The 24,639-nt window shown below is 71.6% G+C and carries 26 protein-coding genes; 11 read left to right on the top strand and 15 right to left on the bottom strand.

Annotation, left to right across the window (positions count from 1 at the left end; genetic code table 11):
• Nucleotides 1-170 precede the first annotated feature (170 nt).
• Entirely contained in the window at nucleotides 171-506 is a 336-nt protein-coding gene (locus ACWGR4_RS17555; RefSeq protein ID WP_380005146.1) for a hypothetical protein, read from the top strand.
• 29 nt (nucleotides 507-535) lie between these two features.
• Here ACWGR4_RS17555 and ACWGR4_RS17550 read toward each other — a convergent pair whose 3' ends face one another.
• A complete protein-coding gene (locus ACWGR4_RS17550) occupies nucleotides 536-1,249 on the bottom strand; it encodes a nitroreductase family protein (protein WP_380005148.1) in 714 nt (237 codons plus the stop codon).
• 68 nt (nucleotides 1,250-1,317) lie between these two features.
• On the opposite strand from ACWGR4_RS17550, the gene ACWGR4_RS17545 reads away from it, so the two are divergent.
• Complete coding sequence (locus ACWGR4_RS17545) at nucleotides 1,318-1,716, top strand: winged helix-turn-helix transcriptional regulator (RefSeq protein WP_452133283.1); 399 nt, start codon at nucleotides 1,318-1,320, stop codon at nucleotides 1,714-1,716.
• Nucleotides 1,717-1,775: 59 nt separating this feature from the next.
• Here ACWGR4_RS17545 and ACWGR4_RS17540 read toward each other — a convergent pair whose 3' ends face one another.
• Entirely contained in the window at nucleotides 1,776-3,077 is a 1,302-nt protein-coding gene (locus ACWGR4_RS17540; RefSeq protein WP_452133284.1) for an MFS transporter, read from the bottom strand.
• Nucleotides 3,078-3,140: 63 nt separating this feature from the next.
• Between ACWGR4_RS17540 and ACWGR4_RS17535 the strand changes: the two genes are divergently transcribed.
• From ACWGR4_RS17535 to ACWGR4_RS17525, 3 genes are all read left to right on the top strand, one after another.
• Nucleotides 3,141-4,088 carry a LysR family transcriptional regulator gene (locus ACWGR4_RS17535; RefSeq protein WP_380005155.1) on the top strand — a complete coding sequence of 316 codons (948 nt, stop codon included), beginning with the start codon at nucleotides 3,141-3,143 and terminating at the stop codon, nucleotides 4,086-4,088.
• 161 nt (nucleotides 4,089-4,249) lie between these two features.
• Nucleotides 4,250-5,383, top strand: coding sequence for an adenosine deaminase (locus ACWGR4_RS17530; RefSeq protein ID WP_380005157.1), 1,134 nt, complete (start codon nucleotides 4,250-4,252; stop codon nucleotides 5,381-5,383).
• A gap of 186 nt (nucleotides 5,384-5,569) precedes the next feature.
• A complete protein-coding gene (locus tag ACWGR4_RS17525; protein ID WP_380005160.1) occupies nucleotides 5,570-5,983 on the top strand; it encodes a hypothetical protein in 414 nt (137 codons plus the stop codon).
• A gap of 185 nt (nucleotides 5,984-6,168) precedes the next feature.
• On the opposite strand, the gene ACWGR4_RS17520 is transcribed toward ACWGR4_RS17525, so the two are convergent.
• The 5 genes from ACWGR4_RS17520 to ACWGR4_RS17500 form a co-directional block, all read right to left on the bottom strand.
• Nucleotides 6,169-7,203: a trypsin-like serine peptidase gene (locus tag ACWGR4_RS17520; RefSeq protein ID WP_452133285.1), complete on the bottom strand. Its 1,035-nt coding sequence runs from the start codon at nucleotides 7,201-7,203 to the stop codon at nucleotides 6,169-6,171.
• Nucleotides 7,204-7,336: 133 nt separating this feature from the next.
• On the bottom strand, nucleotides 7,337-7,531 hold the full coding sequence (locus ACWGR4_RS17515; RefSeq protein ID WP_380005164.1) for a PspC domain-containing protein: 195 nt from the start codon (nucleotides 7,529-7,531) through the stop codon (nucleotides 7,337-7,339).
• Between the two features lie 99 nt (nucleotides 7,532-7,630).
• Entirely contained in the window at nucleotides 7,631-8,311 is a 681-nt protein-coding gene (locus tag ACWGR4_RS17510) for a hypothetical protein (RefSeq protein ID WP_380005166.1), read from the bottom strand.
• The gene (locus ACWGR4_RS17505) at nucleotides 8,308-9,921 is read right to left on the bottom strand and encodes an ATP-binding protein (RefSeq protein WP_380005581.1); all 1,614 of its coding nucleotides are present in this window, start codon (nucleotides 9,919-9,921) and stop codon (nucleotides 8,308-8,310) included. Before ACWGR4_RS17505 ends, ACWGR4_RS17510 begins: the two co-directional genes overlap by 4 nt.
• A gap of 56 nt (nucleotides 9,922-9,977) precedes the next feature.
• Entirely contained in the window at nucleotides 9,978-10,655 is a 678-nt protein-coding gene (locus tag ACWGR4_RS17500) for a response regulator transcription factor (protein WP_174861367.1), read from the bottom strand.
• Nucleotides 10,656-10,821: 166 nt separating this feature from the next.
• On the opposite strand from ACWGR4_RS17500, the gene ACWGR4_RS17495 reads away from it, so the two are divergent.
• From ACWGR4_RS17495 to ACWGR4_RS17475, 5 genes are all read left to right on the top strand, one after another.
• Nucleotides 10,822-11,445, top strand: coding sequence for a SigE family RNA polymerase sigma factor (locus ACWGR4_RS17495; protein ID WP_126637481.1), 624 nt, complete (start codon nucleotides 10,822-10,824; stop codon nucleotides 11,443-11,445).
• A 345-nt stretch (nucleotides 11,446-11,790) separates the two neighbouring features.
• A complete protein-coding gene (locus ACWGR4_RS17490) occupies nucleotides 11,791-12,120 on the top strand; it encodes a hypothetical protein (RefSeq protein WP_452133286.1) in 330 nt (109 codons plus the stop codon).
• A 106-nt stretch (nucleotides 12,121-12,226) separates the two neighbouring features.
• Nucleotides 12,227-12,919, top strand: coding sequence for a hypothetical protein (locus tag ACWGR4_RS17485; protein ID WP_380005170.1), 693 nt, complete (start codon nucleotides 12,227-12,229; stop codon nucleotides 12,917-12,919).
• Nucleotides 12,916-13,938 (top strand): endonuclease/exonuclease/phosphatase family protein, encoded by a 1,023-nt coding sequence (locus ACWGR4_RS17480; RefSeq protein WP_452133287.1) that lies wholly within the window; start codon nucleotides 12,916-12,918, stop codon nucleotides 13,936-13,938. Before ACWGR4_RS17485 ends, ACWGR4_RS17480 begins: the two co-directional genes overlap by 4 nt.
• A 155-nt stretch (nucleotides 13,939-14,093) precedes the next feature.
• A complete protein-coding gene (locus ACWGR4_RS17475; protein WP_380005175.1) occupies nucleotides 14,094-14,252 on the top strand; it encodes a hypothetical protein in 159 nt (52 codons plus the stop codon).
• A 162-nt stretch (nucleotides 14,253-14,414) separates the two neighbouring features.
• Here ACWGR4_RS17475 and ACWGR4_RS17470 read toward each other — a convergent pair whose 3' ends face one another.
• Genes ACWGR4_RS17470 through deoC form a run of 3 tightly spaced genes read right to left on the bottom strand, consistent with a single transcriptional unit; the run spans nucleotide 14,415 to nucleotide 17,702 of the window.
• On the bottom strand, nucleotides 14,415-15,293 hold the full coding sequence (locus ACWGR4_RS17470) for an aldehyde dehydrogenase family protein (RefSeq protein ID WP_452133288.1): 879 nt from the start codon (nucleotides 15,291-15,293) through the stop codon (nucleotides 14,415-14,417).
• Nucleotides 15,286-16,722 (bottom strand): aldehyde dehydrogenase family protein, encoded by a 1,437-nt coding sequence (locus tag ACWGR4_RS17465; protein WP_452133289.1) that lies wholly within the window; start codon nucleotides 16,720-16,722, stop codon nucleotides 15,286-15,288. The genes ACWGR4_RS17470 and ACWGR4_RS17465 overlap by 8 nt, the downstream gene beginning before the upstream one ends.
• Nucleotides 16,723-16,727: 5 nt before the next feature.
• The gene (deoC, locus tag ACWGR4_RS17460; protein WP_452133290.1) at nucleotides 16,728-17,702 is read right to left on the bottom strand and encodes a deoxyribose-phosphate aldolase; all 975 of its coding nucleotides are present in this window, start codon (nucleotides 17,700-17,702) and stop codon (nucleotides 16,728-16,730) included.
• 126 nt (nucleotides 17,703-17,828) lie between these two features.
• Between deoC and ACWGR4_RS17455 the strand changes: the two genes are divergently transcribed.
• Complete coding sequence (locus tag ACWGR4_RS17455; RefSeq protein WP_380005183.1) at nucleotides 17,829-18,416, top strand: PH domain-containing protein; 588 nt, start codon at nucleotides 17,829-17,831, stop codon at nucleotides 18,414-18,416.
• A 107-nt stretch (nucleotides 18,417-18,523) separates the two neighbouring features.
• Here ACWGR4_RS17455 and ACWGR4_RS17450 read toward each other — a convergent pair whose 3' ends face one another.
• The 5 genes from ACWGR4_RS17450 to ACWGR4_RS17430 are packed head-to-tail and all read right to left on the bottom strand — an operon-like array spanning nucleotide 18,524 to nucleotide 24,532.
• Complete coding sequence (locus ACWGR4_RS17450) at nucleotides 18,524-19,810, bottom strand: thymidine phosphorylase (protein WP_452133993.1); 1,287 nt, start codon at nucleotides 19,808-19,810, stop codon at nucleotides 18,524-18,526.
• Nucleotides 19,811-19,867: 57 nt separating this feature from the next.
• Nucleotides 19,868-20,257, bottom strand: coding sequence for a cytidine deaminase (locus ACWGR4_RS17445; protein ID WP_126637490.1), 390 nt, complete (start codon nucleotides 20,255-20,257; stop codon nucleotides 19,868-19,870).
• A gap of 5 nt (nucleotides 20,258-20,262) precedes the next feature.
• A complete protein-coding gene (locus tag ACWGR4_RS17440) occupies nucleotides 20,263-21,579 on the bottom strand; it encodes an ABC transporter permease (protein ID WP_452133992.1) in 1,317 nt (438 codons plus the stop codon).
• Between the two features lie 29 nt (nucleotides 21,580-21,608).
• The gene (locus tag ACWGR4_RS17435) at nucleotides 21,609-22,922 is read right to left on the bottom strand and encodes an ABC transporter permease (RefSeq protein WP_380005190.1); all 1,314 of its coding nucleotides are present in this window, start codon (nucleotides 22,920-22,922) and stop codon (nucleotides 21,609-21,611) included.
• Nucleotides 22,919-24,532, bottom strand: coding sequence for an ABC transporter ATP-binding protein (locus tag ACWGR4_RS17430; RefSeq protein ID WP_380005192.1), 1,614 nt, complete (start codon nucleotides 24,530-24,532; stop codon nucleotides 22,919-22,921). Before ACWGR4_RS17430 ends, ACWGR4_RS17435 begins: the two co-directional genes overlap by 4 nt.
• Nucleotides 24,533-24,639: the final 107 nt, after the last annotated feature.

Raw genomic sequence — 24,639 nt, 5'->3', positions numbered from 1 at the left:
GGGCAGCCGATCGGCTGCCCCGCCCCACGCATGTCCACCCCGACCCGGACCCGCCCGGGATCGGGTAGTACTTGCGTACGGGTTTGGTCTGGCCCTCGGGACGGATGTGCGCAAGGGGTCCGCCGGCGGATGGTGGGTATGTCGGCAGAACCCATTCCCGAGAGGTCGTCATGAGCACCCCGTTCCGCTTTTCCGCACCCGGCACGCACCGTCCGCGGCAGGTCTTGCGGTGGGCGATGGCCGGGCAGTCGATCCCCGCGCTGACGAGCTTCGTGGGCGGCGTCCTGCTGCTGCCGGTACTCGTCGCGGGCCTGGCCTACGCGTTCGGCTCGGACGCCGCGAGCGCCCTCATGCACACCCTCACGCCGGACACCGGTGTCGGCGGCGGCCCGGATCTCGGCGGCTCGTGGTCCGCTCCGATCGCGGGCGCGGCCCTGCTCGCGGTCGGTGGTCTGCTCGTGCTGTTCGGCACCGGCCGGCTGGTCCGGCGGCGCCGCGACCGCTGACCCGGTGAGCGGGCCGCTACGACATCCGGTCACCGGGTGCCGTAGCGGCCCCGAAAGACGTTGCGCTCGATCGGGCGCCGCCCCGGGTGGCGCCGCTCCTCGGTCGGGTAGCCGACCGCGACGACCAGCGCGACGGCCAGGTCGTCGCGGTCGCCGACGCCGATCGCCCGCTTGACCGCGTCCTCGTCCCAGCCGTTCATCGGCGAGGTGGCCAGGCCCAGTTCGGTCGCGGCGAGCAGTACGTAGGTGGCGGCGATCATCGCGTCCTTGACCGCGTACTCGCGCAACATCCCGCGCGCGGCCAGACCCTGCTGGAACCTCTCGGACTCGGCCGCGAACATCGTCACGAACTCGTCGTTCCACGCGCCGTTGCGGTGCGCCTGCTCGTAGACGTCGGCGCGGTCCTCGCGCCAGGCCTGCGGCTCGGCGACGAACACGAGCAGAACCGGGGCCTCGTGCGCCTGCGGTTGGCCGCCGGTGGCCGCGATCAGACCCGCACGCGCGTCGACGTCGTCGGACACCACCACGATCGAGCGGTCCTGGAGGTTCCAACTCGTCGGCGCCTCGACGGCCAGTTCGAGCAGGGTGTCGAGCAGGTCGGCCGGGACCGGCTCGGGGCGGTAGTGCCGGATGGTGCGGCGGGCGCGGATGGCCTCGGCGACCGAGGTCGCGGGGCTCGGCGCGGGGGTGTGCACGGCGTTGTCGTTGCCGTCGACCCGGTCGTTGATGGTGTAGGTGCTCATGGACATGATTTTGGGTGCGTCACTCTCCAACGGGAAGCAGGCACTAATTGGTGCGCTACTCTCCGGTCATGGTGACCATCGTCGAATCGGTCGGCCTTCCCGCCGACGTCTACAGCGCCAAGTGCGCCACACGTCAGGTCCTGGACCACATCGCCGGCAAGTGGACGGTGCTGATCGTGGACGTCCTGCGCGACGGACCCATGCGCTACACGGAGTTGAGCCGCCGGATCGAGGGGGTGTCGCAGAAGATGCTCACCCAGACCCTGCGCAGCCTGGAGACGGACGGTTTCGTCCTGCGCACGGTGACCCCGACCATCCCGCCCCGGGTGGACTACACGTTGACCGACCTCGGCCGCAGCCTGGGCGAGCCGATCCGTGCGCTGCGCGAGTGGACCGAAACGCACATCAACGAGATCGAGCGGGCCAGGGTCGCGGTTGCCGAGCGCAAGGCGGCCCAAGGCTACTGAATCACCGCTTCACCGCTTCACCGGGTCGCCGGGGGATCACCGGGTCACCGCGCGTCGGCTCAGGCCGTCGAGCGCGCGTGGGCGTGGGGCCGGCGCACCCGGGCCGGGGCCGGGCTCGGGGTCTTCGCCGGCCGGCCGCTCAGCCCCGTCGCCACCACGCCCGCGGCGGCCATCAGCACCAGCACGAGCAGTACCGCGCCGGTCCAGCCCTGCCCGTGGAAGGCGACCCCGCCGACCGGCCCGCCCACGCTCGCGCCGAGGTAGTAGGCCGCCAGGTAGAGCGCGGACGCCTGCGCGCGGCCCTCGCGCGCCCGCAACCCGACCGCCGAACTGGCCGCCGAGTGGCCCGCGAAAAAGCCCGCCGTGAGCACGATGAGCCCGACCACGACCAGGGCCAGGTTGTCCGGCAGGGTCAGCAGCGCCCCCGTCGCGGTGATCGCCGCCGCCGTCCACAACGTGACCCGGTGCCCGAGCCGACCGACCAGCCGACCCGACGCGGCCGAACTGAACGTGCCCGCCAGGTAGATCACGAAGATCGCACCGACCACCGTCTGCGGCAGCGCGAACGGCTCGGCGAGGAGCCGGTATCCGAGGTAGTTGTAGACCGTGCCGAAGGCGGCCATGAAGATCATGCCGAGCAGGTACAACCGGCGCAGCACCGGATCCGCCAGGTGCGACCGCAACACGCCGGTGAGCCGAGCCGCGGACATCGTCGACGGCGTGAAGTTGCGCGACGCAGGCAGCAGCACCCGGAAGGCGATCGCCGAGCCGAGCGCCAACAGGCCCACCGCCACCAGCGCGACCCGCCAACCGCCCAGATCCGAGGCCAGGCCGGTGACCAGCCGGCCGCCCATGCCGCCGATGCTGTTGCCCGCCACGTACAACCCCATGGCCGCGCCGAGCGAGGGCCGGTCGACCTCTTCGGCGAGGTACGCCATCGCGGTCGCGGGCAGCCCCGCAAGCGCCACGCCCTGCACCGCGCGCAGCACGACCAGGGTGCCGAAGTCCGGGGCGAACGCGGCCAGTACGCCGAGGAGCGCGGCGGCGAACACCGAGACGGTCATCACCCGCGAGCGGCCCCACCGCTCGGAGATCATGCTCACCGGGATCACCGCGAGCGCGAGCGCACCGGTGGTCACCGAGACCGACAGGCTCGCCGTGGCCGGGTCCAGGTCGAAGCGGGCCGACAGCTCCGGCAGCAGCGTCTGCGTCGCGTACAACATCGCGAAGGTGGAGAAGCCTGCGGCGAACAGCGCCAGGTTGACCCGGCGATACCCGCGCGAGCCGCGCGCGTGCCGGGTGGGTTCGGAGGTCGGGGCGGGGGTTGGGGCTGGGTCCGAAGCGGTGTTCGAGGCAGGCATGTCCACGAAACTAGACCGCGCCGTTTCATGCGTCCAATGCATGTTTCGGCGAGAATCCATGCTGTGACGTATGACAGCAGGTCGGCAGAGGTTTCCGAGGTCGCCGCGGCCATCGCGCCGCTGCTGACCCAGTTCGCCGCGGTCGCGCGGGAGGAGCACATCACCCGCGCGGCGGCCGGGCTGGGCATCCCGCAGCCCACCCTCAGCCGCACGATGGCCCGACTGGAGGCCGACGTGGGTGTGCCGCTGCTGGCCCGGACCGGGCGCGGCGTGGCACTCACCCGGCAGGGCCACACCCTGCTGGGATACGTGGAGCAGGCACTTGCCCTGCTCGAACGCGGCCTCGACGAGGTGATCGAGGACGCGGGCGAGGCACGCGGCAAGGTCGCCTTCGGGTTCCTGCACACGATGGGGCCGGAGGCGGTGCCCGAACTGCTGCGCGCGTTCCGGGTGGACCACCCCGGCATCCGCTTCCAACTGGTCCAGGCGTCGGCGTCGGTGATGCTGGAGCGGATGCGGGCGGGCGAATTGGACCTGTGCCTGACCGCGCCGCTGCCCGACGCGCCCGACCTGGCCGTGCGCGCGCTGGACGATCAGCGGCTCTACCTGGTGGTGCCGGCCGACCATCGGCTCGCCGGCCGGCGGCGGGTGCGGTTGGCCGAGGCGGCCGAGGACGTGTTCGTCTGCATGGAACCGGGCTACGGCCTGCGCCGGATCACCGACGCGCTGTTCGCCGAGGCGGGCTTCGTCCCCAAGGTCGCGTTCGAGGGCGAGGAGACGGACACCCTGCGCGGTCTGGTCGCGGCGGGACTCGGCGTGGCCCTGCTGCCCGCGCCCGACACCCCGCGCCCGGGCACGGTGGATCTGACCGTCACCGCGCCGCGCGCCTTCCGCACCATCGGGCTTGCCTGGATGCCGAGTCGTCCGGAGACCGCGCCGGTACGGCTGTTCCGCGAATTCGTACTCGGCCGCCGGGGTCGGCTGCTGCATCCGGATCCGGCCAACGGCTGAGTCCGGGGCGGGAGTTCGCGCCGCGTGCGAAGCCCCTGCGCAGGCCGTTTCTGGGGATGGATCGTGGTCGCGGGCGCCGATCGGGCATCGCTCGCGCGCACATGGCCGAATCTTCACGTGGTCGACACATGATCTACGCGCGTAGGCAGTAAAGTCCTTTCATGTCCAGCAGCCACCCGAACACGCCCGCTGTCTCGCCCACGGTCGAACAGATCCGGCGTGCCCCCAAAGTCCTGCTCCACGACCATCTGGACGGCGGGCTGCGTCCCGCCACGATCATCGAACTCGCGGCGGCCGTCGGCTACGACCGCCTGCCCACCACCGACCCCGACGCGCTCGGCACCTGGTTCCGCGAGGCGGCCGACTCCGGCTCGTTGGAGCGCTACCTGGAGACCTTCGACCACACCGTCGCGGTGATGCAGACCCGCGAGGGCCTGTTCCGGGTCGCCGCCGAGTGCGCCGAGGACCTGGCCGCCGACGGCGTGGTCTACGCCGAGATCCGCTACGCCCCCGAGCAGCACCTGGAAGCGGGCCTGACCCTGGACCAGGTCGTCGAGGCGGTCGACGAGGGTTTCCGCGAGGGCGAGCGCCGCGCGGCGGCGGCCGGCAACCGGATCAAGGTCGGCTCGCTGCTCACCGCGATGCGGCACGCGGCCCGCTCGCTGGAGATCGCCGAACTCGCCAACCGGCACCGCGACCTGGGCGTGGTCGGCTTCGACATCGCCGGGGCCGAGGCGGGCTTCCCGCCCACGCGCCATCTGGACGCGTTCGAATACCTCAAGCGCGAGAACAACCATTTCACCATCCATGCCGGCGAGGCGTTCGGCCTGCCGTCGATCTGGCAGGCGCTCCAGTGGTGCGGCGCGGACCGACTCGGCCACGGCGTGCGGATCATCGACGACATCACGGTCAAGGACGACGGCGGTGTCGAGTTGGGCCGACTCGCCGCGTACGTGCGCGACAAGCGCATCCCGCTGGAGATGTGCCCGACCTCGAACCTGCAGACCGGCGCCGCCTCCTCGTACGCGGAACACCCGATCGGCCTACTGCGCCGGTTGTATTTTCGCGTCACGATCAACACCGACAACCGTTTGATGAGCGGCACGTCGATGACCCGGGAGTTCGAGCACCTGGTCGAGGCGTTCGGCTACGGCCTGGACGACCTGCAATGGTTCACCGTCAATGCGATGAAGAGCGCGTTCCTGCCCTTCGACGAACGCCTCGCCATGATCAACGAGGTGATCAAGCCGGGCTACGCCGCGCTCAGGTCGGAATGGCTGTTCGGCCGGAGCTGACCCCTCCGGGCGCGCCCGCCCGACCCGCCTCGCGGGCGCGCCCCACCCCCGCCGCCTCGGGCCGAACGACCCGGCGCGCCGCGAAGAGGGCGTTTTGCGCATTCCACATCCGGTTCGCTACCTTGCGGACTCACTTCGTTACGGGGTGTATCCCGCCCCGCCCGAATCGAGAAACCGAGGATGCACATGCGATCGGTAACGCGTAAGGCGGCCATCACGGCCGGGCTCGGCGCGGCAATCGCCGCGGGCGCGGCGGGTTCCGCGAGCGCCATGCCCGTGACCGACCTCGTCGACGAGCTGGCTCCGGCCGCCTCCACCGCGCAGGCGGCCCTGCCGGACGCCGCCGCGCCGTTCCCGCTGACCCAGGTCACCGACAAGCTCCCCGTCGGCCAGGCGCTCACCCCGGGCCACGCCCCCCTCGACGGCCTGGCGACCGGCGTGGCGCAGGGCATGGCCCGCGACATGGAGCAGAACATGGGCAACACGGCGGCGCAGAGCGGCCCGGCAAAGGGTGGCCTGGGCTCGCCGCTCAACGCCCTGCCCACCGACAAGCTCACCGGCGCGGGCGGCACGTCGCCGCTGTCGAGCCTGCCGCTGTAGGTCGTCGCACCGGGTTCCGCCTTCGCCGCCGAGCCGGGTCGTCGCCGGGGAACCCGTTCGATCCCGCCGTCGCACGAGCCGTGTCCATCGCGTATCGATCCTGCGCGAGGACACGGCTTCGTCATACCCGAGAACATCGAGGGCATCGAGGGTGCCGAGCGCGGCCCGACCGCGCCGCGCCGCCGCTACAGCGAGTCGTACATGTCCTTCGCCACGTCGCCCAGATAGGGCCCGGTCATGGTGCGCGACCCGGGGGTGGTCACCCCGAGCGAGACATTGCTGACCAGCCGCAACCGCCCGTCCACCTCGGTGAACCAGCCACCGCCGGAGGATCCGCCGGTCATCGTGCAGCCCATCCACAACATGTCCGGCTGCGGCCAGCCGTCCTCGCGGAAGTCCGTGGTGGGCGACGAGCACGTGTAGAGCGCGGTGCCGTCGTAGGGGGTGTCACCCGGATAGCCGAACGACTGCACGCGAAGATGCCGGGGGGCGTTCCAGTACACGTCCGCCCCGGGCCCCACCGCCTCCTCCAGGGTCTTGCCCCCGCGCGAGTCGACGATGAAGGCGCCGTAGTCGTACGGCGACGCGCTCGCGTCCTTGCCGTTCGGATCGGCGTTCTGCGCCCAGTGGTTGCTCACCGTGGTGCGCCGCGCCGGCCACCGCCCGTACGGTTCGCGCTCGGCCTGGGTGCGGCCCGCACCGTTGTACCCGGGGACGAAGGTGACCCGGTCGTAGAAGTCCCCGTTGCGCCCACCGTGCAGGCAGTGCGCCGCCGTCCACACCATGTTGCCGCTCGGGTGGTGCACCACGGTGCCGCTGCACTCGGCGACGCCCTCGGGCATCCGGAAGAAGATCTTGCCGCGTATCGCCACCTCGGGCCGGGTGTACGGCGAGGCCACCCGGCGTGCCTCGATGGTCGGCGGTTGCCGGTAGTCCGCGGCGGGGCGCTGCTGGTCCTGGTCGGGCAGTTGCGGTGCGGGCCGGCCGGGGGTGATCTCCGCGCCGCGCGGCTTGGCCTCGTCCTGCCGGTCCTGGTCCCAGAAGCCCCGCGTGTCCTCGACGTCGCCGTCGCTGTACTGCCTGGAGTTCATCGCCTGCGTACGCCCGGCCTTGACCGCCAGGGTGCCGCTCAGCACCAGGCCCACCAGCGTGACCAGCACGCCGGCGAACACCGACACGGTGACGATGAGGTTCTTGTTGTGTGTTGTACCCGGTTGCATGTCCCCGCCCCCCGACCGAGCGCCCGGCCCGGAGCCTCTCGGTCCCATCGGACCGCCCGATCGACCTGCCCGACCATCCGTTGATCGGATGATAGGCGCCGGCACGACCGGGGCGGGCGGCGTCCCGGGGGGCTCAGTCCTCGGGCAGCAGGATCCACAGCGCGATGTAGAGCAGGAACTGCGGCCCCGGCAGCAGGCAGGAGAGCAGGAATGCCACCCGCACGGTGGTGGGCGACCAGCCCCAGCGGCGGGCGATGCCGGCGCAGACGCCGGCGATCCGGCGGCCGTGGCGCGGGCGGCTGAGCCTGGGAGCGGTGATGGTGCTCATGACGGTCCTCCTCGATCCGACGGCGCCGTAGGGAACGTCGTCGTCCTTCGAAGGTAGGCCGGTCCCGGCCCGGGCACATCCGCCGCAGGACCCTGCCGGTCATCCGCCCTGGGGAGTAAGGGTCTTCCCGGAGGGGCGGGATGCCTGCGGCCAGTCCTTCTCGAACGCCGACGGCGGGCCGGTGGGTTTGCTGCCGGTGGTCGGGGTCGCGGTGCTCTTGCGGCTGATGTCGAGATAGCTCTCACACCGGTACTGCTCGGGCGCGGTGCGTCGGCCCGCGAGCAGCACCGTGTTGCCCCCGGACGCGCTCTGCAGCGTGCAGACCACCTGGCCCAGCGCGATGGTGGCCAGCGCGGCCAGCGGCGCGTCCAGTCGGAACAGGGTCGGCGGATCGCCCTCGCGCCGATCCGCCGCGACCAGGCCGCCGGCCGGCAGCGCGGTGGTGTACCCGTCCAGCGCCTCGGCGTCGTTCGGGCCCAGGTGCAGCTCCTCCAGGAGCTGGTTGAGCTGATCGGTGCGGGGCCGGTCCGGGACCGCCTCGCTCGGTCGCAGCTGGAGCCGGCCGGCCCTGGGCAGGGCCTGGAGCCGGTTGTCCTTCACCAGATACACGATGTGCCGCTCCGAACCCGGCAGCTGGCTCTGTACGGACGGCGCGGTCCGGTTGGCCGGCTTCCCGGCGCCGACCGGCCCCTCGGTCGGTCGGATCCCGCAGGAGGTGAGCGCGGCGAGCACGCCGGTGGTCGCGAGGATCGCGATCGGAAGCCGCCGCCTGGGTCTCAACGCATGCCTCCTCGCTCGTCCCTGCCACCGGACGAGACATCACCGAGATCCGCGTCGGCCCGATCGGCCCGAGCGGTACGACCGCTGTGTTCGGCGTCCTCGGCTTCGAGGTCGGCATGCACCCCGTCGTCCTCGACACCCTCGTCCGGGTCGATTATCTCTTCGAGCTGCGGCGGCACCAGCGGCAGGCGCAGTGTGAACTTCGCCCCACCGCCGGGCATGTTCGACGCGAACGCGGTCCCGCCGTGGATGCGCGCGTTCTCCATCACGATGGACAGGCCCAGACCGCTGCCCTCGGAGCGGGCCCGCGAGCTGTCCGCCTTGTAGAAGCGGTCGAACACGTGCGGCAGTACGTCCTCGGGGATGCCGGGGCCGGTGTCGGAGACGTCGATCACCAGATCCTGCTCGATCGGCGAGTCGATCAGGCCGGGCAGCGCGAGGCGCGGCTCGCGGTGGATCTCCACGGTCACCGGGGAGCCGCCGTGTCGCAGCGCGTTGCCGACCAGGTTGGAGACCATCACGTCCAGCCGGCGCGGGTCCACCCGGGCCAGGATGCCGCGCGGGGCCCGCAGGTCCACCGCGTCCATCCAGGCCCGCGCGTCCAGGCACGCGGTGACCAGGTCGGTGATGTCCACCTCGTCGGCCACCAGGGCGGCAGTGCCCGCGTCGAAGCGGGAGACCTCCATCAGGTCCTCGACCAGCGTGGCGAGGCGTTCGATCTCGGCGACCACCAGGCGCGCGGCCGGCGCGCCCTGCTCGCCGAGGCTGTCCGCCTCCTCTTCGAGCAGTTCGCTGACCGCGGTCATCGCCGCGAGCGGAGTGCGCAGTTCGTGGGACACGTCGGCGACGAAGCGGCGCGAGGAGGACTCCAGGGCGCGCAGTTCGGCGACGCTGCGCTCCAGCTTCTCCGCGGCGTCGTTGAACGTCCGGGACAGGTCGGCGAGTTCGTCCGAGCCGCGCACGTCGAGCCGGGTGTCCAGGCGCCCCGCGCCCAACTCCCGTGCGGCGAAGCCGAGTCGGCGCACCGGACGCAGGATGTGCCGGGCGGCGAACAGCGCGACCACCGCCGCCGCGCCGAGCGCGAGCAGGGTGCCGACGATCAGGTAGCGGGCCAGCGAGTTGAGGTCGGCCTGTTCGTCCTTGAGCGACTTGAACATGTAGCCGGTGGGGCCGTTGGGCACCACTCGGGTGCCGCCGACCAGGTACGGCTGGCCGTCGATGTCGATCCGCTGGAAGTACATGTGGAAGCCGCCGTTGTTGTCGGCGGTCTGCACGATGCGCTGGAGCTTGGCGGGCACCCGCTCCAGCGGGAAGCGGGAGGGGTTGGAGGCGACCGGGCGACCGTCGGCGCCGACCAGGACCACCGAGTAGCCGAAGCTGCTCTCCCGCATCTGGTCCACGGCGGGCCCCAGATCGGCCTGGTCCGGGTTCTCCCGCAGCCCGGCCGAGACCCGGCCGAGGTTGTCCCGGAACTCGGTCAGTACGGAGTCCTGCGCGCGCTCCAGCACGGCGTTGCGGGTCAGCCAGTAGGCGATGCCGGAGGCGGCCACCGCCGCGATCAGCGCGACCAGTGCGAACGCGACGAGCACCCGAAATCGCAACGAACGCAGCTTCAGGGTCGGGGCGACCCGTCGGACGAACCTGCGGACGAGGGGCGGACGGGCCGTCACTGGGGCGGATCGAGGCGGTAGCCGACGCCCCGGACAGTGCGGATGAGCGTCGGCGCGGACGGGGTCTGCTCCACCTTGGCGCGCAGCCGCTGCACGCACGCGTCGACCAGGCGCGAGTCACCGAGGTAGTCGTGCTCCCACACCAGGCGAAGCAGCTGCTGGCGGGACAGTGCCTGGCCCGGGCGCCGACTCAGCTCGACCAGCAGGCGCAGCTCGGTCGGGGTGAGCTGAAGCTCCTCGCCGGCCTTGGTCACCGTCATCGCGTTGCGATCGACCACCAGGTCGCCGAACACCGACGCGTCGGACACCTCACGTTCGCCGCGGCGCAGCACCGCGCGGATGCGGGCGTCCAGCACCCGCGGCTGCACCGGCTTGACCACGTAGTCGTCGGCGCCGGACTCCAGGCCGACCACCACGTCGATGTCGTCGTTGCGCGCGGTCAACAGGATGATCGGCAGCGAATCGGTGCGGCGGATCCGCCGGCACACCTCGAACCCGTCGATGCCCGGGAGCATCACGTCGAGCACGATCAGGTCGGGACGCTGCTCGCGCCACCGCTCCAGACCGGCCTCACCGGTGGCCGCGGTGACCACGCGATGGCCCTGGCGCCCCAGGGCGAGTTCGAGTCCGGTGCGTACGGACTCGTCATCCTCGATAAGCAGCAGGTAGGGCACGCAGGCCATTGTGTCTGACGTCACGGCTGGGAAGAACACGGGGAGCCCCCTTCCGGTTCGCCGCCCGAGGTCGCTGTTGCATACCTGTGACAGCTCGCCGACCTGACGATGAAGCCCGCCCAGCAGGCTGTACATCGTGAACGAGCGCCGAGCCGGGGGAGAAGTCATGCAGACCAGGACGCAGTCGCAGGTCATCCGCAAGGACAACCGTCGTACCGTCGTCGCCCTCGCCCCGCTGCCCGGGAACGCGCGTAGCGCCGCGTGCACGGAGAGTGTCGACGACGAATTCACGGCGTACGTCAGGGAGCGCCGGTCGGCGCTGTTCGCCACCGCGTACCACCTCACCGGTGACCGCAACGAGGCCGAGGACCTGTTGCAGAGCGCGCTGATGAGCACGTACCAGGCGTGGGGTCGGATCCAGGACAAGGCCGCGCTCGGCGGCTACCTGCGGCGGACGATGACCAACCTGCACATATCCGCCTGGCGGCGCCGCCGGATCAACGAGTACCCCTCGGAGGAGCTGCCGGAGCGTCCGGACGGTTCCGACTCGATGGGCGACACCGAGCTGCGCGCCGTGTTGTGGCGGGCGCTGGCCAAGCTGCCCGAGCCGCAGCGCACGATGCTGGTGCTGCGCTACTACGAGGGTCGGACCGACCCCGAGGTGGCCGAGGTGCTGGGGTGCAGCGTCGGCACGGTCAAGTCGAGCATCTGGCGCGCGTTGCGCCGGCTGCGCGAGGACGACGCGCTGAGCTTCGGCGCGGACGAGGCCTTCGCCGAGCTGGTCGCCTGAGCGCTTCGCTCTTCCCGCTCTTCGCGCCCGACCGGGTGCGGTCGTTCGCTCGCCCGCGGTTTACCGGTCCCGCGCCGCTCTTCCACTGTGCAGTTGTTCCGCGTCCGTGCGGTTGTCCGTGTCGTCGTCCACATGGCCGGCGACCTCGTCGATCCCGTTCGCTCCCCCGGTCGTGTCGGTCTCATCGGCAGGGACGGCGGATGGGGCTGTGACGGTTCCGTCGAATTTCCGTCGGGTTCGATGCGGATTCGGGACATCGGTGCGCGGGGCGCCGAATTGCGTTCGGCGTAGTCGAGTGGCTACGTTGCGTGGTCAAGCCCCCAGTCGACCGGGAAGGGCCACCCCATGTCCTCCATTCTCCGCACGATCGCCGCGACCTCTCTCGGCGCCGCCGCCGCGTTCGGCCTCGCCGGGAGCGCCACGGCCTCGCCCCTCGCGCCCGAGGCGATGTCCCGGCCCGACGTGGCCGCGGCCGGCACCGGTGCCGCCGCCGCGACCGAGGCGGTGCTCGGCGTCGTGCAGCGCGCGCAACTCAATCCGATGAACGGCGGCGGTCTGAACCCGCTGTCCAACAGCGTCGGCACCGACGTCGGCGACACGCCGGTCGGCACCGACATGGTCACCGGTGACCTGGCCCGGGGCATGACCGTGCAGCAGGCCCTCGACAAGCTCTGAGCCGTCCGAGTCGGACGCCGGGCGCCGTGCACGGGGGCGCTCTCCCGCCACAGCGCCGAGGCCCGTCTACCCTGAGCCGCGAACGTGGCCACGGGGAGGCATTCGGATGCGGCAGGAAACGGATCGTCTGCGGGAGCCGGCGGCATGGGCGCTGGTCGGTTTTCTGGCACTGCGGTTGGCGGTCGACGCGCTGCGCGTCCTGTTCGGCGTCGGATCGGGCGTGGACGGCTTTCGGGCGCGCGCCTACGGCGGCCAGTCGACGCTGCTCGACGTCCTCACCCCGGTACTGCTCGCCGCCGCGGTGCTCCTGGTGACCCATGCCGGGCGGCCCACGCCGCGGGCCCGGGTGATCACCCGGACGGCGCTCGGGGTGCTCGCCGTGCAGGGCATCGTGGGGCTCACCGCGGCCCTGGGCGCGCTCGCCTACGACGGCGGCGGCTTCGCCCACATCCCGGCCGGAGCGCGGGTGGAACAGAGCGCGCTGAACGTGGGCGTGCTGGTGTTGTTCGCGTTGTGCGCCTACTTCCTGATCGTGGTGCTCGGCGCGCCGAGCCCGCCGACGGTCACCCGCGGCCGCTCGCTGCCGCCGCAGGAGTGGCCCTCGTACGCACGTGACACGACCGCCGCGGGAGCGCCGGTCGTGACCCACCCGGCGCCGACCGGGCAGTATCCGGCGACCGGGGCGCACACCGCCGCCACGACCGCCGTCGACGCCGACTCGACCGGCGGGGTGGGCGTGGTACCGCCGCGACCGACGACCCCGCCGCCCGCGCAGGCTCCCGGGCGGACCGAAGCGTGACCGCCGAGGTCGAGGAGGAACCGGCGGAGGGTGTTCCGGCGCCGCCTCGACTGTGGCGGCTGCGCCGCCGGTTGCGCGCCCTCGGGCGTTGCGTGATCGGCCTGCTCTTCGCCGGCGCCGTGCTGGTGACCGGTGCCCGGCTGCTCGTCTTCGACGCGATGTGGCCGGTCGCGATCGTGACGGTGTTCGCCCCCTACGCGGCGGCGGCCTCGGCGGTCGTGCTGCTCGGGGCGGCCGTGTTGCGGATGCGGATCACCCTGCTCGTCGCGCTGGGCCTGGTGGTCGTCCACACCCTGTGGATGTTGCCGCGCCTGACCCCGGCCGGCGCACCCGCTCCGGGTGGTACCCGGGTGCGGGTGATGACCGCCAACGCCTACTTCGGCACCGCCGACGCGGCGCGGATCACCGCACTGGCGGTACACGAGCGGGTGGACGTACTGGCCGTGCAGGAGTTGACCCCCGAGTTGGCGGCGGGCCTGGACCGGGCCGGGTTGACCCGGGAACTGCCGTACAGCGCCGGGCGCGGCGAGCCGGGCGCGAGCGGGCTGGCGATCTACGCACGCCGGCCGCTGACCGACGCGCGGCTGTTGCCGGAGCGAACCACGATGCCGATGCCCGGCGCGACCGTGGAGATCGACGGACACCGGATCCGCCTCCAGGGTGTGCACACCATCCCGCCGATGCGCGGGCAGGCCGGGAAGTGGGCGCACGACATGGACGCGCTGCGCCGCGAGGCGGAGCACCGCACACTGCCGACGATCTTCCTGGGCGACTTCAACGCGACGCTCGACAACGCCTCGTTCCGCGCGTTGACCGACACCGGGCTGCGGGACGCGCACGAGGAGCGCGGGCGGGGGTTGACCCGCACCTGGCCGATGGCCCACTTCCACGGGCTGCCGCCGCTGTTCGGGATCGACCACGTGCTGGTGGCGGGCGGGATCGACGTGGTGTCGGTGTCCGAGCACCGGGTGCCACGCACCGATCACGCCGCGGTGATCGCCGTGTTGGCGCTGCGCTGAGCCGCGCCGGGGTGTTCGTCAAGATCCCGTCAGAAACGCCCCCACCTGCGTCGATGCCACGTCAAGAGGGCCCGGCGGGCGACTTCGGGGGCCTAGCGTCGGGTGTCGAGGGCACCGTGCTCGACGTGCCCCACGCACCTTCGAGGATTGATCACATGTCCGCTCTGCTCGCCCTCTTCGCCGTCGTCGTGATCGCCCGCGTGCTTGCCACGTGGAAGTTGTCCGGGTCGTTCGCCCGGCGTCCGGCCGATTCGGCCGACCCCGCGACGGGTGGCGGCAGCGGCACCCGCGCCGACAGTGTGCTCGCCGCCTGAGTCCCGATCGCCGATCCGCACTCGCGCCCGGCGGCGCGAAACCCGCCCGCCCGCGATCCCGGCGGCGCGGAACCCGTGGGCTCCGCGATCCGCCGGTGCGCAACCCACCGCCCAGCGAGCCCGCCGACGCGGAATCCGTGGGGCCGCGTCGGCGGGCTGGGGTCAGTGGCCGGTCGGGTGCCAGACCGTGCGGATTTCGGTGAACGCCAGCATGCGCGCGGTGCCCGGGTCCGTCGTCCAGTCCGGCTCCTTGGCGCCGGGGCGCAACACCCGCTTGAGGTTGTCCGCCGCCGCGATCTCCAGGTCGCGCGCCGACGCGACGCCCGCGTCCGGCGCGACGCCGGTCAGGTCGATCGCGTTGACGTCCTGGTGGGACGCGAGCGTCGGGGCGATCTCCGCCGGGTGCCCGGTGAGGATGTTGACCACCCCGCCCGGCAGGTCGGAGACCGCCAGGACCTCGGCGAAGGACAGCGCGGGCAGCGCCGAGGCGCCGGCCGCGAGCACGACGGCGGTGTTGCCGGTGGCGATCACCGGCGCGACCGCGCTCGTCAGGCCGAGCAGTGAGGAGCGCTGCGAGGCGATCACCGCGACCACGCCGGTGGGCTCGGGCGTCGACCAGTTCGCGAACGGCCCGGCGACCGGGTTGGCGCCGCCCGCGACCTGGGCGAGCTTGTCGGTCCACCCGGCGTACCAGACCCAGCGGTCCACGGCCGCGTCCACGGCCGCGAGCGCCTTCGTCCGGTTGACGCCCTCTGCGGCGCCGACCTCGGTCGCGAACTGCTCGCGCCGACCCTCCAGCATCTCCGCGATCCGGTACAGGATCTGGCCCCGGTTGTACGCGGTGGCGCCCGACCAGCCCGGGAACGCCTTGCGCGCGGCGACCACCGCGTCGCGGGCGTCCTTGCGGCTGCCGCGCGGGGCGTTGGCCAGGGTCCGGCCCTTGCTGTCGGTCACCGCGTACACCCGCCCGCTCTCGGACCGGGGGAACTTGCCCCCGACGTACAGCTTGTAGGTCTTCAACACCTCAAGGCGCTCAGACATCGAGGTAGGCCTCCAGCCCGTGGCGGCCACCCTCGCGGCCGAAGCCCGACTCCTTGTACCCGCCGAACGGCGAGGCCGGGTCGAACTTGTTGAACGTGTTGGTCCACACGACGCCCGCCCGCAGCCGCTGCGCGGTCCACAGGGCCTTGGCGCCCTTCTCCGTCCACACCCCGGCCGACAGGCCGTACGCGGTGTTGTTGGCCTTCTCCACGGCCTCGGCGGGGGTGCGGAAGGTCTGTACGGTCAGCACCGGGCCGAAGATCTCGTCCCGGGCGATCCGGTGCGCCTGGGTGACGCCGGTGAACACCGTCGGCGGGAACCAGAAGCCCTTGCCCGGCAGCTCGCCGGCCAGGGACCAGCGCTCGGCGCCCTCGGCCTCGCCCGCCGCGACCAGTTCCTGGATCCGGGAGAGCTGCGCGGCCGAGTTGATCGCGCCGACGTCGGTGTTCTTGTCCAGCGGGTCGCCCACGCGCAGCGTCTTGATCCGCCGGGTCAGGCTCGCGAGCAGCTCGTCGGCCACCGACTCCTGCACAAGCAGTCGGGAGCCGGCACAGCAGACCTGGCCGCCGTTGAAGAAGATGCCCTCGATGATGCCGTCGACCGCGGAGTCGATCGCCGCGTCGTCGTAGACGATGTTCGCGGCCTTGCCGCCCAGCTCCAGGGTGACCCGCTTGCGGGTGCCCGCGACGGTGCGGGCGATCTCCTTGCCCACGGCGGTCGAGCCGGTGAACGCGACCTTGTCCACGTCGGGGTGGGCGATCAGCGCGCGCCCGGTCTCCCCGGCGCCGGTGACGATGTTCACCACACCGTTCGGCAGCCCGGCCTCGACGCAGATCTCGGCGAAGCGCAGCGCGGTCAGCGGGGTGGTCTCGGCCGGCTTGAGCACCACGGTGTTGCCGCCCGCGAGGGCCGGCGCCACCTTCCAGGCCAGCATCAGCAGCGGGAAGTTCCACGGGATGACCTGACCGGCCACGCCGATCGGCTTCGGATCGGGCCCCAGGCCCGCGTGCGCGAGCTTGTCCGCCCAGCCCGCGTAGTGGAAGAAGTGCGCCGCGACCAGCGGGATGTCCACGTCGCGCGACTCGCGGATCGGCTTGCCGTTGTCGATCGACTCCAGCACGGCCAGCTCGCGGGCGTGCTCCTGGATCAGCCGGGCGATCCGGAAGAGGTACTTGGCGCGCTGCGCGCCGGGCAGCGCCGACCACGACTTGAACGCCTTGCGCGCGGCCTTGACCGCACGGTCCACGTCCGCCTCGCCGCCGACCGCGATCTCGGCCAGCACCTCCTCGGTCGCCGGGTTCACCGTCTTGAGCCGGCCGCCGTCCGCCGCCTCGGCGAAGGTGCCGTCGATGAACAGCCCGTACGCCGGGGCGATGTCGACGATCGCGCGCGACTCGGGCGCGGGCGCGTACTCGAATGGGTTGCCCATGGCTGTCAGTCCACCGTCACGTAGTCGGGGCCGGAGTAGCGGCCCGTGGCCAGCTTCTGGCGCTGCATCAGGAGGTCGTTGAGCAGGCTGGAGGCGCCGAGCCGGAACCAGTCGGGGTCCAGCCAGTCGGAGCCGACCGTCTCGTTGACCAGGACGAGATATTTCATCGCGTCCTTGGCGGTGCGGATCCCGCCGGCGGGCTTGACGCCCACCTGGCGACCGGTCGCCTCGCGGAAGTCGCGGACCGCCTGGAGCATCACCAGTGTCACCGGCAGTGTCGCGTTGACCGCGACCTTGCCCGTGGACGTCTTGATGAAATCGGCGCCCGCGAGCATCGCCAGCCACGACGCGCGGCGAACGTTGTCGTACGTCGACAGTTCACCGGTCTCCAGAATCACCTTGAGGTGGGCACTGCCGCCGCCCGCGGCCACGCCGCGCGCGCAGGCGGCCTTGACCGCGACGATCTCGTCGAAGACGTCGCGGTAGCGGCCGGCCAGGAACGCGCCGCGGTCGATGACCATGTCGATCTCGTCCGCGCCGGCGGCGACCGCGTAGGCCACGTCGGCGAGCTTGACGTCGAGCGAGGCGCGCCCGGACGGGAACGCGGTGGCGACCGCGGCGACGTGTACGCCGGAATCACCGAGCGCGGCCTTGGCCTCGGCGACCAGGTCGCCGTAGACGCAGATCGCGGCGGGTCGGGGGGCGTCGGGGGCGCCCGGGTCCGGATGCAGCGCCTTGGCGCACAGGGACCGGACCTTGCCCGGGGTGTCGGCACCTTCCAATGTGGTCAGGTCGATCATCCGGATGGCGAGGTCGATCGCGGCGACCTTCGCATCCGTCTTGATCGAGCGGGTGGCGAGCATCGCTGCCCGTGCTTCGGTTCCGACCCTGTCGACGCCGGGAAGCCCGTGCAGGAAGCGTCGAAGGGCCGCTTCGGACGAGGTGACCTCGGCCGGGTCGGCGAGAATTGCAGACGGCATGCTCACAAGACGAGCATATCTACTCGCGTAGCGTCCCAGCCGGCGGTCCGGTCGAGGCAAAGTGCCGAGGCGATCGATCCCCTGGCATCGACACCCGCGCGCCGTCGTGCGGCACAATCACCGGTCATGAGCAGCGACGAGGACATCACCACGTACCGCTCCCGACCGGCGATGGCCGTCGGGGTGCTTTTGATCGCCGTCGGGCTGTGGATGGTGATCGACACGTTGATCCGCGGCGACGGGGACACCAAGTGGCTCGCGATCGCCGTCGTGGTCTTCTTCGCGATCTTGGTGGTCGCACTCACGCTGCGCTCGGCGGTGCTGGTCGGGCCGGAGCGGTTGGTGATCCGCAACCCCTTCCGGACCATCGTGGTGCCGTGGGGCGCGGTGGAGCGGGTGCGCGCCGAATACTCGATCGAGGTGCGCGCGGACGACAGGTCGTTCTACATCTGGGCGATCCCGGTCTCGCTGCGCGAACGCAAGCGCGCACTGCGGCAGCAGGGCCGCGCCGCTGCCGAGGACCCGTACGGCCGCGGCGGCGCGCACGACCTGCCCCAGCTCTCGCACGCCGACCAGGTGGTGGACGACCTGCGCGGGATGAGCGAACAGTTCGCAAAGGCGTCCACCGGCCCGGTGCAGGTGCACTGGTCGCCGGAGATCCTCGGCGGCCTGGCCGTGTCGGGCCTCGCCTCGGTGCTGCTGGGCCTGCTGTAGGGCCGGTTTTCCCGCCCCCGGCACGCACCGGGTCGATCCCGGGACGCACGCGAGCGGCCCTCGACCCGGGTGGGGTCGAGGGCCGCTCGCGTGTGCGTACCGAAGGGTCAGGCCGTCGGGCCGATCCGGTCGATCAGGATCGGGGTCGGCTCGAACGTGGTGCCCGTCGGGGCGATCGTGACCGCGTCGGACAGGATCTCGGTCGCGTACTCGAAGCGCTCCGGGGTGTCGGTGTGCAGCGTCAGCAGGGGCTGACCGGCGACCACCGTGTCGCCCGGCTTGGCGTGCAGTTCGACGCCCGCGCCCGCCTGGACCTGCTCCTCCTTGCGGGCCCGACCCGCGCCCAGGCGCCAGGCGGAGACGCCGACCGCGTAGGCGTCGAGCCGGGTCAGCACGCCGGACGAGGCGGCGGTGACCACCTGCGTCTCGCGCGCAACCGGCAGCTTGGCGTCCGGGTCGCCGCCCTGGGCCCGGATCATCCGCCGCCACACGTCCATCGCCGAGCCGTCGCGCAGCGCGTCGGCCGGGTCGATCCGGGTCTGCCCGGCTGCGGCCAGCATTTCCCGGGCCAGCGCCACGGTCAGCTCGACCACGTCCGCCGGACCGCCGCCGGCCAGCACCTCGACCGACTCGCGGACTTCGAGGGCGTTGCCCGCGGTCAAGCCGAGCGGGGTGGACATGTCGGTCAGCAGCGCGACCGTCTTGACCCCGTGGTCCACGCCCAGCCGGACCATGGTGCGGGCCAGTTCGCGCGCGTTGTCCAGGTCCTTCATGAACGCGCCCGAGCCGACCTTGACGTCGAGCACCAGCGCGCCGGTGCCCTCGGCGATCTTCTTGCTCATGATCGAGCTGGCGATCAGCGGGATCGCCTCGACCGTGCCGGTCACGTCGCGCAGCGCGTACAGCTTCTTGTCGGCCGGCGCCAAGCCGTCGCCCGCCGCGCAGATCACCGCGCCGACGTCCTCCAGCACCCGCAACATCGCGTCGTTGGACAGCGCCGCCCGCCACCCGGGGATGGCCTCCAACTTGTCCAGCGTGCCGCCGGTGTGGCCGAGGCCACGACCGGACAGCTGCGGCACCGCGACGCCGCACGCGGCGACCAGCGGGGCCAGCGGCAGGGTGATCTTGTCGCCCACCCCGCCGGTGGAGTGTTTGTCGGCGGTGGGCCGAGACAGCGTGGAGAAGTCCATCCGCTCGCCCGAGGCGATCATCGCGTCGGTCCAGCGGTTGATCTCGGTCGCGTTCATCCCGTTGAGCAGGATGGCCATCGCGAGCGCCGACATCTGCTCGTCCGCGACCTCGCCGCGGGTGTACGCATCGACCACCCAGTCGATCTGAGCCGCCGTCAGTTCACCGCGGTCCCGCTTCGTTCGGATGACCGAAATCGCGTCCATGCCGTCCATTTCCTCTCGGCCGCCGAGGCGGCCCGTTCGACTCACGAACACACGGTGCTACGCGAGGTCCTCGGGCCCGAAGGCATCCGGCAGGATCTCCCGCAGCGGCCGTATACCGTGCTTGGTTTCCAGCAACATCCCGGGGCCGCCGTGCTCCCACAGCAGTTGCCGGCAGCGCCCACAGGGCATCAGTACCGCACCCTCGCCGTCCACGCAGCAAAACGCCACGAGCCGGCCGCCCCCGCTCGCGTGCAGCGCGGACACCAGACCGCACTCCGCGCACAGCGTCAGGCCGTACGACGCGTTCTCCACGTTGCACCCGGACACGATCCGGCCGTCGTCGACCAGGGCCGAGGCGCCGACCGGATACTTCGAGTACGGCGCGTAGGCACCGCGCATCGCCGCCGTCGCCGCGTCCCGCAGCGCCGGCCAATCGATCTCCGACACGCCTGTCAGCCCTTCGTGTAGGGCTTGTTGGCCGCCGCCGGAGCGCGCACCTTGCCGACCAGACCGGCCACCGCGAAGATCGTCACCACGTACGGCATCATCTGCAGGAACTGGCTCGGGATCGACGTGTTCAGCGGCTGCAACGAGGTCGCGAGCGCGCTGGTGAAGCCGAACAGCAACGCCGCGGCCACCGCGCCCAGCGGACGCCAGCGCCCGAAGATGACCGCCGCGAGCGCGATGTAACCCGCGCCGGAGGTCATGTCCTTCGAGAAGGTGCCCACCGTGCCGATGGTCAGGAACGCGCCGCCGATACCGGCGATCGCGCCCGCCATGATCACGTTGCGGTAGCGGGTCGCGTTGACCTTGATGCCGACCGTGTCCGCCGCCGTGGGGTGCTCGCCCACCGCGCGGGCGCGCAGCCCCCAGCGGGTGTGGAACAGGCCCAGGTGCACGATCACGATCAGCGCGTACATCAGGTACACGATCACGTTCACGTCGAACAGGACCGGGCCGATCACCGGGATGTCGGCGAAGCCCGGGATCCGGATGTTGTCGAACACGCCCGGGTTGTTGTACTGCTCGGGGTCCTTTTGCAGCAGCTGTGTGTAGAGGAAGCCGGTGATGCCGGTGACCAGCAGGTTGATCACCACACCGAGGACGACCTGCTCGACGAGGTAGCGCACCGCGAAGACCGCGAGCAGCCCGCCGATCAGCGCGCCCGCGACCGCGCCCGCGGCCAGCCCGGCCCACAACGACCCGGTCACCGAGCCGGTCAGCGCGGCGGCGAACGCGCCGAACAGGAACTGACCGTCGATGGCGATGTTGACCACGCCGGAGCGCTCGCCGATCACGCCCGCGAGCGCGCCGAGCACCAGCGGCACCGCGGCCAGCAGGGTGTTCTGCAGGGCGCCCGCGAAGGACATCTGCTTGCCCGCGACCGCCCACACCAGGAACGCGATCACGAACGCGATCAGGAACAGCGCGATGCTCAGCCGGGTGGCCAGGCGCGAGCGGTCGAAGGCGATCCGCAACCCGCCCGCGACCATGCACACCACGGACATCGCGATCGCCACACCGCGCGCGGGCAGCGACAGGTCGCCCACGTGGGTGGTGTCGCGGTTGGGCACGGTCATCCCGAAGACCGCGTCCTCACCACTCGAGGTGCCGAAGCCGAACGCCCACAGCGCGTACAGCCCGACCAGGACGAACCCGATGCCCGTGATCAGGGCCTTCTTCCGGGCCGCGGCCCGCACCACGTCGGCGGCCTCGCCGGTGGGGTTCACCGGGGCCTCCACGTCGGGGGCGATCACGGTGTCCGCCACCTGCGTGCCTCCTTCAGGATTCCGCTCGGTCATGCCTGGACCCCCACGGTCTCCTTGGCGGCCAGCGGCCCGCCCTCGGCGCCCGTGCGGGCACCGCGCAGCCGGAAGATCGAGCGCACCAGCGGCGGCGCCGCGACGAACAGCACGATCACGGCCTGGATGACGATGACGATGTCGACGGACACGTTCGCGGACGCCTGCATGACCGAACCGCCCGCGCGCAGCGCGCCGAACAGCAGCGCGGCCAGCACCGTGCCCAGCGGCTTGGTCCGACCGAGCAGGGCCACGGTGATCGCGTCGAAGCCGATGCCGGCGTCGATGCTCGGGGTCAGCGTGTGTGCCGGGTTGGTCGAGCTCATCACCTGCGAGACACCGGCGAGACCGGCCATCGCACCGGCGATCACCATCGCCAGGATCTGCGCCCGGGCCACGCTCATCCCCGCCGTACGGGCCGCGTCCGGGTTGGAGCCCACCGCGCGCAGCTCGAAGCCGAGCGTGGAGCGGTTGAGCAGCCACCAGTAGATCCCGGCCGCCAGCAGCGCCAGGATGATGCCGAAGTGGATCCGCAGGTTGTCGCCGAACAGGTTCGGCAGCACCGCGTTGTCGTGCGCGTCCTTGCCGATCGGCTGCGACTGCCCGCCGCGCCGGAAGGTGTCGGTGGTCAGCAGCCAGCCGAGCATCAGCACCGCGATGTGGTTGAGCATGATCGTGACGATCACCTCGTGCGCGCCGAAGCGGGCCTTGAGAACACCGGCGATGCCCGCGTACAGACCGCCGCCGATCACGCCGGCGAGGATCACGAACACCAGGTGGATCACCGGCGGCAGGTCGACGACGAACCCTACCCACGACGCGAACACCGCGCCGGCGATGATCTGCCCCTGCGCACCGATGTTGAACAGCCCGGTGCGGAACGCGATCGAGACCGCGAGACCGCCGAAGATCAGCGGCGTGGCCTGGGTGATCGTCTCGGAGATCGGCCGGAAGTTGTCCTCGAGCGAGCCGTCGGCGAACAGGTCCGGGTTCATGATCGAACCCTTGAACATCGCGCTGTAGGCGTCGGAGACCAGGCTCCACGAGGCGGAGAGCGCGTCGCCGGGGGCGGCGGTGAAGTACTTGTACTGGTCGAGCACGTCCTGGTCCGCGAGGATCATCAGGACGCCGCCGACCACCAGGGCGAGCAGGATGGCCAGGAAGGTCACCACGGCCGAGTTGCCGGTGATGATCGCGTCGAGCATCGCTCGGCCCAGGGACGGCTTGGGCGGCGCGGTCGCGCTCGCCCCGGTCGCCGCCGGCTTCGCCTCGCTCGGCTCGCCGGGCGTGCTCTTGTTGTCCTCGGTCACGCTGGGTCCTCCTCCCCCGGGGTTGCGTCGCTCTCGTTCGTCTTCGTCTCGACCGGTCCGGCCGGGGCCGTGTCGGCGCGGGTCGCTCCGGCGCCGTCGGCGTGCTCCGCGCCGGGCAGCACGCCGGCCATCAGCAGGCCCAGGTCGCCCCGCGAGGTGGTCGGCGAGACGATGTCCACGATCCGGCCGCGGTACATCACCGCGATCCGGTCGGCCAGCGCGACCACCTCGTCCAACTCGGTGGACACGATGATCACCGGGGTGCCCACGTCGCGCTCGGCCACGATCCGCTTGTGGATGAACTCCATCGCCCCCACGTCCACCCCTCGGGTGGGCTGCGAGGCGATGAACAGCCGCAGCGGGCGCGAGAGTTCGCGCGCGACGACGACCTTTTGCTGGTTGCCGCCGGACAACGTGCCGGCCGGCGAGTCGATGGTCTGGGTGCGGATGTCGAACTCCTCGACCCGCTTGCGCGCGTTGTCGCGCACCGCGCCGGGCACGATCGACCCGCGCCTGCCGAACGGCGCCTGGGTGACCATGTCCAGGACCAGGTTCTCGGCCACCGTGAAGTCGCTCACGATGCCGTCGTGCTGCCGGTCCTCGGGGACGAAGCCGACCCCGGAGCCGAGGATCTGCCGAGGGCTCATGCCCGCCAGGTCCTTGCCGTCCAGGCTGATCGACCCGGCCGCGGGGGTGCGCAGCCCCAGGATCGCCTGGGTCAGCTCGCTCTGGCCGTTGCCGTCCACGCCCGCGATGCCCAGGATCTCGCCCTCGCGCAGGTGCAGGTCGACCCGGTCCACCACGGCCTGGCCGTTGACGTCGAGCACGGTCAGGTCGTTGATCTCCAGGCGCACCGCGCCCGGCTCGGCCTCGGTCTTGTCGACCACCAGCTTGACCGGCCGGCCGACCATCAGCGACGCGAGTTCCTTCTCCGAGGAGGCCGGGTCGGCGGTGCCGACGACCTTGCCGCGACGGATCACGGTGATCCGGTCGGCGACGGCCTTGACCTCCTTGAGCTTGTGCGTGATGAACACGATGGAGTGGCCGGACTCGCGCAGCGCGCGCATCACCCGGAACAACTCCTCGGTCTCCTGGGGTGTGAGCACCGCGGTGGGCTCGTCCAGGATCAGCACCTTGGCGTCGCGCACCAGCGCCTTGAGGATCTCCACCCGCTGTTGCAGACCGACGGGAAGATCCTCGACCAGCATGTCCGGGTCGACCTTGAGGCCGTACTCGTCGACGAGGTCGAGCACCTTCTTGCGGGCCCGACGGCGGTCCAGCCAGCCCATCGGCTTGGTTTCCTCGTGGCCGAGCATGACGTTCTCGGCGACGGTGAAGACCGGGACCAGCATGAAGTGTTGGTGGACCATGCCGATGCCCGCGTCGATCGCGTCACCGGCGGTACGGAACTTGCGGGGGGTCCCGTCGACGACGATCTCGCCCTCGCTGGGCTCGTAGAGCCCGTAGAGCACGTTCATCAGGGTCGACTTGCCGGCACCGTTCTCACCTAGAAGGCAGTGGATCTCCCCCGGCTCGACGGTCAGGTCGATGTGGTCGTTGGCGACCAGCGACCCGAACCGTTTCGTGATTCCGCGCAGTTCGAGCTTCAACGCGGAGACCTCCTCGGCTATGCCCCCCGCGAGGGGCCGCTACGGGTTCGACCCGGGTCCCCTCGGGGCCCGGGCGGGACGGACACGGGCGCCGCGGAATTGCTTCC

The organism is Embleya sp. NPDC055664, from assembly GCF_053618075.1.
Note: the sequence above shows the minus strand (reverse complement) of the source record. Positions and strands in the feature narration are given on the sequence as shown.